The 15,328-nt window shown below is 67.7% G+C and carries 17 protein-coding genes; 10 read left to right on the plus strand and 7 right to left on the minus strand.

What is annotated here, in order from left to right:
* Positions 1-63: 63 nt before the first annotated feature.
* The 5 genes from HWX87_RS22480 to HWX87_RS22500 all read left to right on the plus strand — a co-directional run bounded on the left by HWX87_RS22480 (position 64) and on the right by HWX87_RS22500 (position 4,190).
* Entirely contained in the window at positions 64-582 is a 519-nt protein-coding gene (locus HWX87_RS22480; RefSeq protein WP_176049339.1) for a DUF1993 domain-containing protein, read from the plus strand.
* Between the two features lie 192 nt (positions 583-774).
* Positions 775-1,917 carry a bifunctional 3,4-dihydroxy-2-butanone-4-phosphate synthase/GTP cyclohydrolase II gene (ribBA, locus tag HWX87_RS22485; protein ID WP_176049340.1) on the plus strand — a complete coding sequence of 381 codons (1,143 nt, stop codon included), beginning with the start codon at positions 775-777 and terminating at the stop codon, positions 1,915-1,917.
* A 53-nt stretch (positions 1,918-1,970) separates the two neighbouring features.
* Positions 1,971-2,489, plus strand: coding sequence for a 6,7-dimethyl-8-ribityllumazine synthase (gene ribH, locus HWX87_RS22490; protein ID WP_011351235.1), 519 nt, complete (start codon positions 1,971-1,973; stop codon positions 2,487-2,489).
* Positions 2,486-2,923, plus strand: a complete 438-nt coding sequence (nusB, locus tag HWX87_RS22495) for a transcription antitermination factor NusB (protein ID WP_176049341.1) — start codon at positions 2,486-2,488, stop codon at positions 2,921-2,923. The genes ribH and nusB overlap by 4 nt, the downstream gene beginning before the upstream one ends.
* A 70-nt stretch (positions 2,924-2,993) precedes the next feature.
* A complete protein-coding gene (locus HWX87_RS22500; protein ID WP_176049342.1) occupies positions 2,994-4,190 on the plus strand; it encodes a pyridoxal phosphate-dependent aminotransferase in 1,197 nt (398 codons plus the stop codon).
* A gap of 109 nt (positions 4,191-4,299) precedes the next feature.
* Here HWX87_RS22500 and HWX87_RS22505 read toward each other — a convergent pair whose 3' ends face one another.
* Positions 4,300-5,427, minus strand: a complete 1,128-nt coding sequence (locus HWX87_RS22505) for a transglycosylase SLT domain-containing protein (protein WP_176049343.1) — start codon at positions 5,425-5,427, stop codon at positions 4,300-4,302.
* A 596-nt stretch (positions 5,428-6,023) separates the two neighbouring features.
* Between HWX87_RS22505 and HWX87_RS22510 the strand changes: the two genes are divergently transcribed.
* Together HWX87_RS22510 and HWX87_RS22515 are read left to right on the plus strand one after the other, a co-directional pair.
* Positions 6,024-7,580, plus strand: coding sequence for a UbiD family decarboxylase (locus HWX87_RS22510; RefSeq protein ID WP_176049344.1), 1,557 nt, complete (start codon positions 6,024-6,026; stop codon positions 7,578-7,580).
* Positions 7,581-7,638: 58 nt separating this feature from the next.
* Complete coding sequence (locus HWX87_RS22515) at positions 7,639-8,307, plus strand: LysE family transporter (RefSeq protein ID WP_176049345.1); 669 nt, start codon at positions 7,639-7,641, stop codon at positions 8,305-8,307.
* A gap of 117 nt (positions 8,308-8,424) precedes the next feature.
* Here the strand turns inward: HWX87_RS22515 and HWX87_RS22520 are convergent, their stop codons facing one another.
* Positions 8,425-8,730, minus strand: a complete 306-nt coding sequence (locus tag HWX87_RS22520) for a hypothetical protein (protein WP_027783774.1) — start codon at positions 8,728-8,730, stop codon at positions 8,425-8,427.
* A gap of 515 nt (positions 8,731-9,245) precedes the next feature.
* On the opposite strand from HWX87_RS22520, the gene HWX87_RS22525 reads away from it, so the two are divergent.
* Together HWX87_RS22525 and HWX87_RS22530 are read left to right on the plus strand one after the other, a co-directional pair.
* Positions 9,246-10,175: a DUF2520 domain-containing protein gene (locus tag HWX87_RS22525; protein ID WP_176049346.1), complete on the plus strand. Its 930-nt coding sequence runs from the start codon at positions 9,246-9,248 to the stop codon at positions 10,173-10,175.
* A 75-nt stretch (positions 10,176-10,250) separates the two neighbouring features.
* Positions 10,251-10,814, plus strand: a complete 564-nt coding sequence (locus HWX87_RS22530) for a YggT family protein (protein WP_176049347.1) — start codon at positions 10,251-10,253, stop codon at positions 10,812-10,814.
* Between the two features lie 14 nt (positions 10,815-10,828).
* Here HWX87_RS22530 and HWX87_RS22535 read toward each other — a convergent pair whose 3' ends face one another.
* Both HWX87_RS22535 and crcB read right to left on the minus strand, forming a co-directional pair.
* Positions 10,829-11,179 (minus strand): DUF190 domain-containing protein, encoded by a 351-nt coding sequence (locus HWX87_RS22535; RefSeq protein WP_176049348.1) that lies wholly within the window; start codon positions 11,177-11,179, stop codon positions 10,829-10,831.
* A gap of 23 nt (positions 11,180-11,202) precedes the next feature.
* Entirely contained in the window at positions 11,203-11,589 is a 387-nt protein-coding gene (crcB, locus tag HWX87_RS22540) for a fluoride efflux transporter CrcB (protein ID WP_176049349.1), read from the minus strand.
* A gap of 413 nt (positions 11,590-12,002) precedes the next feature.
* On the opposite strand from crcB, the gene HWX87_RS22545 reads away from it, so the two are divergent.
* Complete coding sequence (locus HWX87_RS22545; protein ID WP_176049350.1) at positions 12,003-13,214, plus strand: S53 family peptidase; 1,212 nt, start codon at positions 12,003-12,005, stop codon at positions 13,212-13,214.
* Between the two features lie 37 nt (positions 13,215-13,251).
* Here the strand turns inward: HWX87_RS22545 and HWX87_RS22550 are convergent, their stop codons facing one another.
* From HWX87_RS22550 to HWX87_RS22560, 3 genes are all read right to left on the minus strand, one after another.
* Positions 13,252-14,121 (minus strand): Sir2 family NAD-dependent protein deacetylase, encoded by an 870-nt coding sequence (locus HWX87_RS22550; protein ID WP_176049351.1) that lies wholly within the window; start codon positions 14,119-14,121, stop codon positions 13,252-13,254.
* A gap of 184 nt (positions 14,122-14,305) precedes the next feature.
* Positions 14,306-14,686 carry a DUF4406 domain-containing protein gene (locus HWX87_RS22555; RefSeq protein ID WP_176049352.1) on the minus strand — a complete coding sequence of 127 codons (381 nt, stop codon included), beginning with the start codon at positions 14,684-14,686 and terminating at the stop codon, positions 14,306-14,308.
* On the minus strand, positions 14,683-15,282 hold the full coding sequence (locus HWX87_RS22560) for an NUDIX domain-containing protein (RefSeq protein ID WP_176049353.1): 600 nt from the start codon (positions 15,280-15,282) through the stop codon (positions 14,683-14,685). Before HWX87_RS22560 ends, HWX87_RS22555 begins: the two co-directional genes overlap by 4 nt.
* Positions 15,283-15,328 lie beyond the last annotated feature (46 nt).

Raw genomic sequence — 15,328 nt, forward strand, 5'->3', positions numbered from 1 at the left:
TCAACGCCGCCACGCACGACGCGCCGCGCACCGGCCGCCCCTCTTCCCACAGGAGTCGTTCCCATGTCCATCTCGATGTACCAGGCTTCGCTGCCTGTCCTGATCCGCGGCCTGACCAACCTGCAGCACATCCTCGGCAAGGCGCAGGCGCACGCGGCCGAGAAACAGATCGATCCGTCGGTGTTCACCGGTGCACGCCTCTACCCGGACATGCTGCCGCTCGTCCGCCAGGTCTACATCGCGACCGATACGGCGAAGGGCTGCGCGGCGCGGCTCGCCGGTGCCGAGATCCCGAGCTTTCCCGACGTCGAGCAGACCTTCGACGAACTCCACGCGCGCATCCAGAAGACGATCGACTACCTGAAAGGCTTCGACGCCGCGCAGATCGACGGCAGCGAGGCGCGCCAGATCGTGCTGAAGATGCGCGTCGGCCCGATCGAGTTCACCGGCCAGTCGTACCTGCTGAACTTCGTGCTGCCCAATTTCTTCTTCCACGTGACGACCGCCTACGACATCCTGCGCCACAGCGGCGTCGAGCTCGGCAAGCTCGACTACCTCGGCGGGCGCGACCAGCAAGCCTGACGCGCGGCCGGGCTCAGCCCGGCCCACAACCTTCTGCACCCGCGCGCCGGCCACGCGCGGCGGCCCGTCGGGCCTGCCGCGCGGGCCGTCCGCGACGCTTTCCGGAGCGCTTGCCCGACGCGCGCGGCCCATGCCAGCCGAAACACCGTCCGGCTGGCGTAAAATACGCACTTTCCTCTTTCTCGCCCCCTTATGACGCTCGCCTCCACGCTCGACATCATCGCCGAGCTGAAAGCCGGCCGGATGGTGATCCTGGTCGACGAAGAAGACCGCGAAAACGAGGGCGACCTCGTGATCGCCGCCGAATTCGTCACGCCGGAAGCGATCAACTTCATGGCCAGGTACGGCCGCGGCCTGGTTTGTCTGACGTTGACGCAGGAACGCTGCAAGCAGCTGCACCTGCCGCTGATGACCTACCGCAACGGCACGCAGTACGGCACCGCGTTCACGGTCAGCATCGAAGCGGCCGAAGGCGTGACGACCGGCATCTCGGCCGCCGACCGTGCGCACACGATCGCCACCGCGGTCGCGCACGACGTGCGCCCCGAGCACATCGTGCAGCCGGGCCACGTGTTCCCGATCATGGCGCAACCGGGCGGCGTGCTCGTGCGTGCGGGCCACACCGAAGCCGGCTGCGACTTCACCGCGCTCGCGGGCCTCACGCCGGCCGCGGTGATCTGCGAGATCATCAAGGACGACGGCACGATGGCGCGCCTGCCGGACCTGATCGAATTCGCGAAGGAACACAACCTGAAGATCGGCACGATCGCCGACCTGATCCAGTACCGCAGCCGCACCGAATCGATCATCGAGCGGATCGCCGAGCGCTCGATGCAGACCGCGCACGGCACGTTCCGCGCGGTGCTGTACCGCGACCAGCCGAGCGGCTCGCCGCACATCGCGCTGGTGCGCGGCGCGCCGTCGCCCGACCTCGATACGCCGGTGCGCGTGCACGAGCCGCTGTCGGTGCTCGACCTGCTCGAAACGGGCGTGTCGACGCACTCGTGGACGCTCGACGCCGCCATGCGCGAGATCGCGGAGCGCGATCTCGGCGTGATCGTGCTGCTCAACTGCGGCGACACGAAGGAACACCTGATCGACGTCTTCAAGGCGTTCGACGAGGAAGAAAAGGCTGCTGCGCTCAAGCGCCGGCCGGTCGATTTCAAGACGTTCGGCATCGGCGCGCAGATCCTGCGCGATGTCGGCGTCGGCAAGATGCAGGTGCTGTCGAATCCGCGCAAGCTGGGCAGCATGTCCGGCTACGGCCTCGAAGTCACGGGCTTCATTCCGATGCCCGGCGGCGAAGCCAAGTCCTGCCCGGCGTCCAACGCGTAACCCGCCACGACGCTTTCGCCCTATAACCGTTCATCCACACCACGGACAAGATCATGGAAATCGGACAATACCAACCGAATCTCGAAGGCGACGGCCTGCGTATCGGCATCGTGCAATCGCGCTTCAACGAGCCCGTGTGCAACGGCCTCGCCGACGCGTGCGTCGAAGAACTGGAACGCCTCGGCGTCACCGGTGAAGACGTGCTGCTCGTGTCGGTGCCCGGCGCGCTGGAAATCCCGCTCGCGCTGCAGAAGCTCGCGGAAAGCGGCCAGTTCGACGCGCTGATCGCACTCGGCGCGGTGATCCGCGGCGAGACCTACCACTTCGAACTCGTGTCGAACGAGAGCGGCGCGGGCATCACCCGCATCGGCCTCGACTTCAACCTGCCGATCGCGAACGCGGTCCTGACGACCGAAAACGACGAGCAGGCCGTCGCGCGCATGACCGAAAAGGGTCGTGACGCCGCACGCGTCGCCGTCGAGATGGCCAACCTGACGATGGCCCTCGACCAGCTCGGCGATGACGACGAGGACGAAGAGGAAGACGAAGACGACGAAGAGGAGCGCGCATGAAGAAGAGCGCCCGCCGACAATCGCGCGAGCTGGCGACGCAAGGCCTCTACCAGTGGCTGCTGTCGAACGCGTCCTCCGGCGAGATCGACGCGCAACTGCGCGGCGCGCTCGGTTACGACAAGGCTGACAAGGAGCTGCTCGACGCGATCCTGCACGGCGTGATCCGCGAGCACGTCACGCTCGTCGAAGCGCTGACGCCGTCGCTGGACCGTCCGATCGAGCAGCTGTCGCCGGTCGAACGCGCGGTGCTGCTGATCGCGACGTTCGAGCTCACGCACCATGTCGAAACGCCGTACCGCGTGATCATCAACGAAGCGGTCGAACTCGCGAAGACGTTCGGCGGCTCCGACGGCTACAAGTACGTGAACGGCGTGCTCGACAAGCTTGCCGCGAAGCTGCGCCCCGCCGAAACGCAGGCGCGCCGCAACGGCTGACACCGTTTGCTGGTCCACGGGCGCGCAAGCGCCCGTTTTTCATTCTTCCTCTCCCCCGCCCTGCCCGCCGATGAATACCACCGCCGATTCGCTCGTCACGCTCGCCGCACGCGTCGACGCGATCCAGCCCTTCCATGTGATGGAACTGATGAAGGAGGCACAGCGGCTCGAGTCCCTCGGACGCGATGTTATCCACATGGGCATCGGCGAGCCGGACTTCACCGCGCCGGAGCCTGTCGTCGAAGCCGCCGCGGCCGCGCTGCGCCGTGGCGTCACGCAGTACACGAGCGCGCTCGGCATTGCGCCGCTGCGCGAGGCGATCGCCGCGCACTATGCGCGCGCGTACGGCCTCGCGATCAGCCCGGAGCGGATCGTCGTGACGGCCGGGGCGTCGGCCGCGCTGCTGCTCGCGTGCCTCGCGCTCGTCGGCCGTGACGACGAAGTGCTGATGCCCGACCCGTCGTATCCGTGCAACCGGCATTTCGTCGCGGCGGCCGAAGGCCGCGCGGTGCTCGTGCCGAGCGGCCCGGACGCGCGCTTCCAGCTCACCGAGGACGATGTCCGCACGCGCTGGGGCGACCGCACGCGCGGCGTGCTGCTTGCGTCGCCGTCGAACCCGACCGGCACGTCGCTCGAACCGGACGAACTGAAGCGGATCGTCGAAGCCGTGCGCGCGCGCGGCGGCTTCACGATCGTCGACGAGATCTACCAGGGGCTCAGCTACGACGCGGCGCCCGTGTCGGCGCTGTCGTTCGGCGACGACGTGATCACCGTGAACAGCTTCTCGAAGTATTTCAGCATGACGGGCTGGCGGCTCGGCTGGCTCGTCGTGCCGCCCGCGCTGGTCGGCACGTTCGAGAAACTGTCGCAGAACCTGTTCATCTGCCCGTCCGCGCTCGCGCAGCACGCCGCGCTCGCGTGCTTCGAGCCGGCCACACTCGACCTCTACGAAGCGCGCCGGCTCGAATTCAAGCGCCGCCGCGATTTCATCGCACCGGCACTCGAACGGCTCGGCTTCACGGTGCCCGTGATGCCGGACGGTGCGTTCTATGTGTATGCGCATTGCGGCGGCGTCGCCCATCCGGCAGCCGGCGACAGCGCCGCGCTCACGCAGGCGATGCTGCACGACGCCGGCGTCGTGCTGGTGCCCGGCATGGACTTCGGCGTACATGCGCCGCGCGACTATATCCGCCTGTCGTATGCGACGGCCTACTCGCGGCTCGAAGAGGCGGTCGACCGGCTCGCGACGCTGTTCGGGCAGCACTGACGCGACGGCCCGCACACCGGCGCGTTTCACGCGCCGCAAACAGAAAAGGCACCCGGATCGGGTGCCTTTTTCATTGCCTGCCGGACGGAACCGGGCGGAACGCGCGACGTTACGCGCCGAGCTCCGAACGATCGCCGTGCGACTGCTTGGCGGTGTCGACGCTCGCGTCGTCCTGCGGCGACGCTTCCTTCGGCGCGGCCGCCTTCGCCGACGTCGCGCTGTCGAGCGTCGCGTGCACGCGCTTCGCGCCGCCTGCGGCTGCCGTCACGGCAGCCGTGACGATCGGCTTCGCCGGCTGAGCCGGTGCCTGCGGTGCATTGACCGGCACGCTGCGGCCGCGTGCGACGTCGCGCAGGCGACCACGCTCGGCCATCACCTTCGAACCGTAGCCGTTGTCTTCGGGGTTCGTCGAACCGTTGTACATGCGCAAGCCGGTCGCGAGCGAGCCGCCGCGTGCAATGCAGTCCTTCAGCACCAGCGCGCCGACCTGCAGGTTCGCGAGCGGCTGCAGCGCCGTATCGGTGCCGCCGAAGTATTCGAACTTGTCGGAATGGACCTTCGACATGACCTGCATCAGGCCCTTCGCACCGACGCCGCTTTCGGCATACGGGTTGAAGCCCGACTCGATCGCCATCACGGACAGCAGCAGCAGCGGATCGAGGCCGACGTCGCGCCCGGTCTGGAACGCAGCCTTGACGAGCTGGCCGAGCGGCTCCTGCGCGACGCGGTAACGGCGCGACAGGTAGGTCGCGACGAGCGCCTGTTCGCGGTTCGACGCAAGTGCACGATCGTCGCGCGCATCGGCGGCGACCCGCTGGGTCGGGATTAGCTTGGCCAGTGCGACCGGCGACGGGCCGTTGCGGGCCGGATCGGACGCATCGGCCTGGGCGCCCGGTGCGGCGGCTTCCGGTGCGACATCGAGGCCGACCGCGAGCGCGTCCGTTTCAGGCGTCTCTTCCTGCTGCGGCTGCGCGCCGGCAGGCGCGAAGTTCGGCAGCGGATGACCGGACAGCAAACGGGCTGGCCCGGCCTGCACGGCCGCGGATACGACCGGCATCAGCTTCGCGGCGAGCGTGCCGCGGACGGTTGGCAGCAGCCACAGTGCAAGCGCAACTGCGACAGCGAAACAGCCGACAACGCTGAATAGATGGTGACTGACACGCGTCCCGCGACGCAGCATGTTGCGCACGATCTGCGCATGCTGCTCATTGGGACGCCACGATAACCAAGCGTTCATTCAGATCATCTCCCATGAACATGACTCGTGCGGCTCGCTCAGCTCGATGGCGAGACAGAAAACGCGCCGCGGAATCACGATGCCGCACGCCTTGGTTGGGACGTACAAGCATCGGGGAAACGGTATAAGTACCGTTCGAGGCCACGGTGTAAGAGGGCCGGCGCCTTCGCACACTGGGCGAGGCGGGCATACGCGGTGGCACCCACGCAAAAAACCAGCGTCTGGTAGCGCTGGCTGGGACTACTACTCAAGCCGTCGGATACGCCGTGCAGGATTCGGCGGACGGTGACGCGCTGCGTCAAAGATCGGTGATTGGCGGCTCGAAGCCTTTTACCCTGCAGCCAATGTGAGCGGATTCTAGCAGGGTTTTATAGATCGTCAACACTATAAAACCACGAAATCATAACAAAAAGTAATTTACGATCGCTCTTCAGATCGCAAATCCCGTGCCGTAGGGGGTTTGCGCGCGGTCGACTTTTTTCTCCGCCGGGCGGCCGTGCGGCGGCGCGGGTAAAATCGTCGGTCGATTCGGGGCCGCAGCCGGCCGCTGTGCCCACCCATCGCTGCCTGCCATGCGGGTGGCCCGGACCTTCTTCATGAAATACAAAGACTTACGAGATTTCATCCAGCGCCTCGAGGCGCTCGGCGAACTGCGGCGCGTCACGCAACCCGTGTCGCCCGTGCTCGAAATGACCGAGCTGTGCGACCGCGTGCTGCGCGCCGGCGGCCCTGCGCTGCTGTTCAACGCGCCGACCGGCCACGACTTCCCGGTGCTGGGCAACCTGTTCGGCACGCCGCGCCGCGTCGCGCTCGGGATGGGCGTCGATGCGGGCGACGACGCCGCGCTCGATTCGCTGCGCGATCTCGGGCGCCTGCTGTCGGCGCTGAAGGAGCCCGATCCGCCGAAGAGCCTGAAGGATGCCGGCAAGCTGCTGTCGCTCGCGAAGGCCGTGTGGGACATGGCGCCGAAGTCGGTGTCGTCGCCGCCCTGCCAGGAGATCGTCTGGGAAGGCAACGACGTCGACCTGAACAGGCTGCCGATCCAGACCTGCTGGCCCGGCGACGCGGGGCCGCTCGTCACGTGGGGCCTGACGGTCACGCGCGGGCCGAACAAGTCGCGCCAGAATCTCGGCATCTACCGCCAGCAGCTGATCGGCCGCAACAAGCTGATCATGCGCTGGCTCGCGCATCGCGGCGGCGCGCTCGACTTCCGCGAGTTCGCGCTGCAGAACCCCGGCAAGCCGTATCCGGTCGCGGTCGTACTCGGCGCGGATCCGGCCACGACGCTCGGCGCGGTGACGCCCGTGCCCGATTCGCTGTCCGAGTATCAGTTCGCCGGCCTGCTGCGCGGCAGCCGCACGGAGCTCGCGAAGTGCCTGACGCCCGGCGTCGACACGCTGCAGGTGCCCGCGCGCGCGGAGATCGTGCTCGAAGGCTTCATTTATCCGCAGGAAGGCGCCCCTGCCCCCGCGCCGGCCGGCGCACCGCCGCGCCCGTCCGGCAACGCGTCGGCCGCGTACGAGCACGCGCTCGAAGGTCCGTACGGCGACCACACCGGCTATTACAACGAGCAGGAGTGGTTCCCCGTGTTCACCGTCGAGCGCATCACGATGCGCCGCGACGCGATCTACCACTCGACCTACACGGGCAAGCCGCCCGACGAACCCGCGGTGCTCGGTGTCGCGCTCAACGAGGTGTTCGTGCCGCTGCTGCAGAAGCAGTTCTCCGAGATCACTGACTTCTATCTGCCGCCCGAAGGCTGCAGCTACCGGATGGCGATCGTCCAGATGAAGAAGAGCTACGCAGGCCACGCGAAGCGCGTGATGTTCGGCGTGTGGAGCTTCCTGCGGCAGTTCATGTATACGAAGTTCATCGTGGTCGTCGACGAGGACGTGAACATCCGCGACTGGAAGGAGGTGATCTGGGCGATCACGACGCGCGTCGACCCCGTGCGCGACACGGTGATGGTCGACAGCACGCCGATCGACTATCTCGACTTCGCATCGCCGGTGGCCGGTCTCGGCTCGAAGATGGGGCTCGACGCGACCAACAAGTGGCCCGGCGAGACGAATCGCGAATGGGGCCGCCCGATCGAGATGGATGCGGCCGTGAAGGCGCGCGTCGACCGGCTCTGGCAGGAGATCGGCCTCTGAAGTCATGCGGCCGGCGCGCGCCGGCCCGTGCATCGCAATCGCCACAAGAACGACGAAGATGAGCTTTCCGCCCGCCTCCATGCTGTCCGACGGTTTCTTCCTGTCGCTGTCGCTCTGTCTCGACATCGGCCTCGTGAACGTCGCGATGCTGTCGCTGACGCTGTCGCACGGCTTCCGGCCGGGCTTCTGGCTCGGTGTCGGCTCGTGCGTCGGCGATCTCGTCTACGCGGCGCTCGCGCTCGCGGGAATGGCCGTGCTGCTGCAGTTCGAGCCCGTGCGCTGGATCGTCTGGATCGGCGGCGGCGCGGTGCTGCTGTTTCTCACGTGGAAAATGGCGCGCGAAGCGCTGACGCCGGCCGGCACGGCCGACGACGATGCAGACGACACCCCGCAGCCGCGGGCGAGTGCACGTCGCAGCTTCCTGCGCGGGATGCTGCTCGCGATGTCGTCGCCGAGCGCGATCCTGTGGTTCGCGGCGGTCGGCGGCGCGCTGATCGCGAAGGCCGGCGCGACGACGCCGGCCACCGCGTCGGTGTTCCTGTCGGGCTTCTTTCTCGGCGGCCTCGCCTGGACGCTCTTCATGTGCACGCTCGCGAGCCAGGGCCGCAAGCGCGCGGGCGCCGGATTGATGCGTGCGTGCCATATCGCGTCGGCGCTGCTGTTCGCGTATTTCTCGTACAGTGTGATCGTCGGCGGCTACCGCGACCTGATCGCGCACGCGGTGTAAGCGAAGCCGGCCCGCACGGGCCGCCCGTCAAGCGGCCGCCCCAAAGAAAAACGGCGCAACGCCCCTCGCGGGACGATGCGCCGTTTTGCCACGCGCGGTCAGACCGCGCGGGACGAATCAGCGACGCCAGTAGCCGTGATGGCCCCAGCCGCCGTAACCATGGCGCCAGTACGGGCGACCGTAGTAGCCACCATAGCCACCGACGACCACGGCGGGCGGCGGTGCATAGTAGGCCGGCGCCGGTGCGTAGTAGACGGGCGGAGGCGGCGGCGCGTAGTACACGGGCGGCGGCGGTGCATAGACGGGGTACGCGGGTGCGACCGGGATACCGATGCCGACCCCGATCGACACGTGAGCCTGCGCGGCGCTTGCGGCACCCAGGCCCAGCGCGGCGGCGGCGATGAACGGAATGAGCTTTTTCACTTCGATTCTCCTGCTGGAGCGGTATTTTGTGCGCTCCTGTCGGCAACGGCGGGCATGCACGTCGCATGGAAGCAATGTAGCGAAAACCCGCCCCTCACGTATCGTGCATTTGTTGCAAATTGCAATTGCACGCGGCTTGAGGTGCGCTGCGGTGTGGCGTCCGGAGCGGGCGGCGACCCTTGCAGATCGCGCGATTCCGTCCGACGACTCAGGTCGCGACACACTGGCCGGTCAGTCTTACCGGATACGGCGCGCGCAGCAGCCACGCGCACGTAATGAACGATTACAAATTTGAGACAAGATGCCGACATTTCAAGCGGGACGTGCGCACGATGTGTTTCGGGGTCGGATTCCACGATCATGATTCGGCCGTCGCACCGGGCACCGATACGCGAGAGGATCGGGGCGCGTGTCGGTAACGACTACCCGCAGCGTCGCGACGACTGCCCTTCCGCGACGCCACCGACATTCCTGCGATACTGGCGGTTGCTTCGCTTTTGCTTACGCTCGCTGCCATGCCCCTTCCCGACACACCCCGCCTCGGCTTCATCGGTGCCGGCCGCCTCGCGCGCTGCGTCGCGCAGCGCTTCGCGCAGGCCGGCTTCCCGGTCGTCGCGATCGCGAGCCGCACGCCCGCATCGGCTGCCGACCTCGCCGCACGCATCGGCGGGTGCCACGCAGTCGACACGCCGCAGCAGGTTGCCGATGCCGCCGACCTGATCTTCGTGACCGTGCCCGACGACCATCTCGCGCCGACGGCGGCCGCCCTCCGCTTCGACGCGTCGCGCGCCGCGAGCCAGGCAGTCGTCCACTGCAGCGGCGCGTCGGCGGTTGCGCTGCTCGATCCGGCCAGGCAGCAGGGCGTGGCCACCGGCGGCTTCCATCCGCTCTACCTGTTCGGCGGCACCGATGCCGACCTCGCGCGCATCGACGGCTGCTCGGTCACGATCGAAGCAGCCGGCCCGCTGCACGCGACGCTGCTGCGACTTGCTGCCGCACTCGGCTGCCATCCGCTGTCGATTCCGGCCGGCGGCCGGATGCTGTACCACGCGGCCGCGCACTACGCGGCGAGCTTCGCGCTGTGCGGGCTGTCGGAAGCGGTCGAGCTGTGGCGCGGCCTCGGTTTCGACGAGGACGCCGCGCTGCGCGCGCTGCTGCCGATGCTCGCCGGCACGATCGAGACTGCGCGGGACAAGGGGCTCGCGAACGCGCTGTCCGGCCCGGTGTCGCGCGGCGATACGGGTATCGTCGAACGCCAGTTGGCACTGCTTGAAACGCTCGGCGGCGATCACGCGACGCTGTATGCGCTGCTGACGCGCCGCGCGGTCGCGCTTGCGGCGAAGCGCGCCGCACCGCCGGCGTCGCTGCCGGCGCTTGCCGACGCGGTCGAAACGTCGCTCGCGCGCACGGCCGCGCACCCCTCCCCGTCGCAAGACGAGGCGTGATAATGTGTCGGCCGATGCGCCGCCAACCGGCGTTGGCGGCCGCGCGCTACTGACTGTATAAAAAGGATGCCAACGATGTTCGGCGAGATCGCCCGTTTTCTGCTCAATACCGTCTTCACGCTGTTCGGCGCCGCGCTGATCCTGCGCATCTGGATGCAGGCCGTCCGCGTGCCGCCGTACAACCCCGTCACGCAGGCCGTGCTGCAGGCGACCAACTGGCTCGTGCTGCCGCTGCGCCGCGTCATCGCCGGCGTGCGCGGGATCGACTGGGCCAGCGTCGTCGCAGCCCTCCTCACCGCGCTCGTCTACGTCGTGCTGATGGTCGTGATGGCCGGCTTCGATCCGGCCGCGGTGATCGCGACGCTCGTCGTGGTCGCGCTGCTCACCGTCGTGAAGTGGGCGCTCAATCTCGTGATCTGGATGACGATCCTGATGGCGCTGCTGTCGTGGCTCAACCCGCGCTCGCCGGCGATGCCGATCCTCTTCCAGCTCACCGCACCGTTCCTGAACCCGCTGCGCCGCATCATCCCGAACCTCGGCGGCATCGACCTGTCGCCGATCCTGCTGTTCGTGATCGTGCAGGTGCTGCTGATGATCGTCACGCGTGCGGCCGTCTCGCTGACGATGTTCGGCATCTGATCCAGCGCACCGTCCTACGCCGCCGGCCCCTGCGCCGGCGGTGCGCCGAGCGTGTCGATCACGCCGAAGTGCGCCGGCATCATCGCGTAACACACGCGCACCTTCTCATGTGACAGCCGCTCGAGCAGCCGCTGCGCCTCGTCCTCGGTGACGATGAATTCGACCTCGATCGCGAGCGATCCCTGCAGTTCGAAAAAGCGGTCCTCGTGCAGCACGCGATGCTGGCCGAAGCCGGCCATCGCGCGAAATGCGGACCCGCCCGCGACGCCCATCCGGCTCGCCTCCTCCAGCAGCCATTCCCACAGCGGCTTCCAGTGCAGCCGGTGCTGCTCGTGCACATAGAAGCGCAAGAAGACCCTGTCCATCGCACCCTCCGATGGCGGCACGCTCAGGCCGCCACGAGCCACGCACGCGCGGTCCACATGCCGAGCGCCGTGAGCGCGAACGATCCAGTCAAGTGTAGGGCAGCCACCGCAAACGCCCATCCGAATTCGCCCTCGAGCGCATGCGTCATCACTTCGACCGAATAGGTCGAGAACGTCGTGAGCCCGCCGAGGAAGCCCGTGATCACGAACAGCCGCCACTCGGGCGGCAGCCCGACGCGCGCCGTGAACACGACGGCGGCCACGCCGATCACGTAGCCACCGATCAGGTTCGACGCGAGCGTGCCGAGCGGCACGGCCGGAAAGAATTCGTTGAGCGCAAGGCTCAGGAACCAGCGCAGCAACGCGCCGAGCCCGGCGCCGACGAAGATCGCGACCATCGAATAGAACAAGGGCACTCCTCACTGACGACGCCGTGCGGCGGACACGGCCTACGCTGAACTGTATGCGGAATCGCGCGACGGCGGCAATGCCGGCGGGCCGGGGAGACAGGCGCCGGGTCGTGTCGCGACTGCGCAATGCCGCTCATTGTTTTCGCGAGTGCGATTGAATAAATATTTCCAGGCGATTACATCTGACATTACAAATTCGTTTTGAATCAGCCGATTATTTATCAGATTTTAAAAAGCAAAACGCGATTCAATCCATCCGCACGCCAATTCCTCAAACCCCTGTTTGTACGGGGATTCCACGTACTTACCCTTATCAGACATTCCCGTATCCGGCCGATATTCAATTCAATTGACGTCGTCGATTTCGTAAAATTGTTTCGCCACTCCACTCCATCGACATGGAGACTCGAAAAATGAACAATATCCGCCCGTCATCCATGTTGATTCCGGCGCTGTGCGCGTCGCTGCTCGCATCGAGTGTCGCGCTCGCCGACGGCAACGGGCCGCCGTCCTACGTCGAAGGCAACCGCGCGCCGAAAGGATTCGCCCGTCCGCCGTTCCACACGAAGCAGCGCGCGAACACGGCCACGATCGCCGGCCTCACGCCCGCGCTCACGCGCCACGCGTACGGGTTCGACTCGATCGCCAACCAGGGCGACGGGATGACCGTCGCGATCGTCGACGCGTACGACGACCCGAAGATCGAGTCCGACCTCGGCACGTTCAGCAACGCGTTCTCGCTGCCGGCCTGCACGTCGTCGAACGGCTGTTTCACCAAGGTGTACGCACACGGCGCACGGCCGAAGACCGATTCGGGCTGGTCGCTCGAGATATCGCTCGACGTCGAATGGGTGCACGCGATCGCGCCGAAGGCGAAGATCGTGCTGGTCGAGGCGGCATCGGCCAGCTTCAGCGACCTGCTCGCCGCGGTCGACGTCGCGGTCAAGCGCGGCGCATCGGTCGTGTCGATGAGTTTCGGCGGCAACGAATTCAGCACCGAGACCGGCTTCGACAGCCACTTCAACGTCGCGGGCGTCACGTTCGTCGCGTCGTCCGGCGACAGCGGCGCCGGGACCGAATACCCGGCCGCGTCGCCTTACGTGGTATCGGTCGGCGGCACGACGCTGTCGTCCGACTCGGCCGGCAACTACGTCGGCGAAGCCGCGTGGAGCGGCAGCGGCGGCGGCGTGAGCACGACCGAGGCCGAGCCGGCCGGCCAGACGGCATGGCCGATTCCGGTGGCCGGCAAGCGCGGCGTGCCCGACGTCAGCTACGACGCGAATCCGTCCAGCGGTTTCGCGGTGTACGACTCGGTCACCTATCAGGGGCAGACGGGCTGGTTCCAGGTCGGCGGCACGAGCGCGGGCGCGCCGCAATGGTCGGCGCTCGTCGCGATCGCGAATTCGCTGCGCACGGCCGCCGGCAAGAAATCGTTGAGCGGCACCTACGACGCGCTCTATACGGTCGGGAAAACCGGATACGGCAGCGACTTTCACGACGTGACGACCGGGTCCAACGGCAGTTGCGGCAGCATCTGCAACGCAGCAGGCGGCTACGACTATGTGACCGGCCTCGGTTCACCCGTCGCGCCGGCGCTCGTGCAGGCGCTCGTCGCCCGGCCGTAACGGCGCGGTCGGCGCCGGTCGGCCCGTGGCGCGGTACTCAACCACCGCGCCACGCGCGATCGAGCACGCTCAGCGTCGCCAGCGCCCCGCCCTTCAGTCCGATCACGTCCGCGCGGCGCGCATGCGCTTCGCGCGTGTTGATGCGGATCACGTCCGCACCGAGCCGTTCGCTCAGCAGACGCACGGTCGGAATCGCGGTACCCCCACCGATCTCGACCACCGTGACGCGCCCGGCCTGCGCGATCCAGTCTTCCAGCGCGCGCTCCTGCGCGTCATAGCGCTCCCCGAGCCAGCCGGTATCGCCGAACATCAGGATGTTCGGCCGCGCGAGGCCGCCGCAGTGCGGGCAGCGCGGCATGTCGCCAACAAGGCGGCAGGTGGCCTCGTCGACATCCGGCACGAACGGCGCCGCCTCCCATGTCGCGTCCGTGCACGGCCTCAGGCACTGCATCGCATGAATCGACCCGTGGATCTCGACGATGCGCGCCGGATCGAAGCCGGCTTTCTGGAACTGGCCGTCGACGTTGCTCGTCAGCACGAAGCCGCCGTTCGGCATCGCGTCGATCCAGCGGCGCAGGATCGCGAAGCCCGCGTGCGGCACCGTCGCGCGATAGAGCGCGAGACGGTGTCCGTAGAACCCCCACGCGAGCGGCGCACGCGCACGGAACGCGTGCGGCGACGCGATCTCGTGGAATTCGAAACGCTCGTGGCGCAGCGCCGGATACGCGCGCCAGAACCCGTCCGTGCCGCGAAAATCGGGCAGCCCGGAATCGACGCCGATACCCGCGCCGGCCGTCACGAGCAATGCGTCGGCGCGTGCGAGCGCGTCGACGGCGGCCGCGACGAGATCGGCGGGCAATTGCGCGGCGGTGGAGTCGGCGGAATCAGCGGGATCGGAGAACGGCATGATGGGCAGGCGGTAGCGTCGAACGTTGCGCGAATGGCGTCGCGATCATACGCCCGTTCGAGCGTCGCGCCGCATGCGCGATGCAGCGGCACGACGCCACGCTCGTCCGGTCATCGGCCGTGCAGGTATCGACCGATGCGGCGAGGCCGCCGGTGTTCCGTCGGCCCGGCGCCGCCCTTCCCGGTCAGCGATCCGGATCGTCCTGCGCGAGCGGAATCTCGTCGGCCGCGAAATAGACCGGTTTGCCAAGCTCCCGCGCAAGACCGACGTCCATGTCCGCGCCGCGCGACGCGCCGTCGATCCGCAGGACGGCATCGCAACGCCGCAACAACCGGTGCGCGGCCGGATACAGGAATGTCTCGCTGATCGCGTCGCCGACCTGCGTCGACCCGGCCGCGACCGCAAGCGGCAACGACACCCATTCGCCGATCATCGGCACGTGCCCGCGCCGGTACACGGCAAGCGCCGCCGCTTCCAGCCGGTGCAGGTTCGCGGCGATGCGCGCGGGGTCGCCGTCGGTGCCGCTGCGATAGGGGCCGGCGACCAGCACGAGCTGCGGCGTCATGCGGCGCGCGCGCCGGCGGTTTCCCGCAGCGCGACGTACTGCAGCAGCATGATCGTCTTCGCGTCGACGATCTCGCCGCGCTCGACCGCGTCCAGAGCCGCTTGGAGCGGCATCTCGACGACTTCGAGATCCTCGCCCTCTTCCGCGACGCCGCCGCCGTCACCGGTACGCAGCGACGCATCGTATTCGCCGACGAAGAAATGCAGCTTCTCCGTCACGGAGCCCGGGCTCATGAACGCCTCGAACACCTTGCGCACGCCACGCACGCGGTAGCCGGTCTCCTCCTCGGCCTCCGCGCGGATGCGCGCTTCGGGTGTTTCATCGTCGAGCAGGCCGGCGGCCGCTTCGAGCAGCATGCCGTCGTGGCCGCTGACGAACGCCGGCATCCGGAACTGCCGCGTCAGCAGCACGTCGCCCGTGCCGGCATGGCGCAGCAGGATCGTCGCGCCGTTGCCGCGATCGTAGGTCTCGCGGTTCAGGCGCTGCCACGTTCCGTCGCGGCGCTGGAAATCGAAGGTCACCTTTTTCAGCACATACCAGTCATCGGACAGCACCGTCGTATCGACGATGCGGACCCGGTCACGCGTTGCAGCCATTGCAGCCTCCCGTTCGACAAAAGACGGCGCCCATGGTAACGTGCAG

The organism is Burkholderia sp. BCC1644, from assembly GCF_902833225.1.
In the GTDB taxonomy this organism is placed as follows: Bacteria; Pseudomonadota; Gammaproteobacteria; order Burkholderiales; family Burkholderiaceae; genus Burkholderia.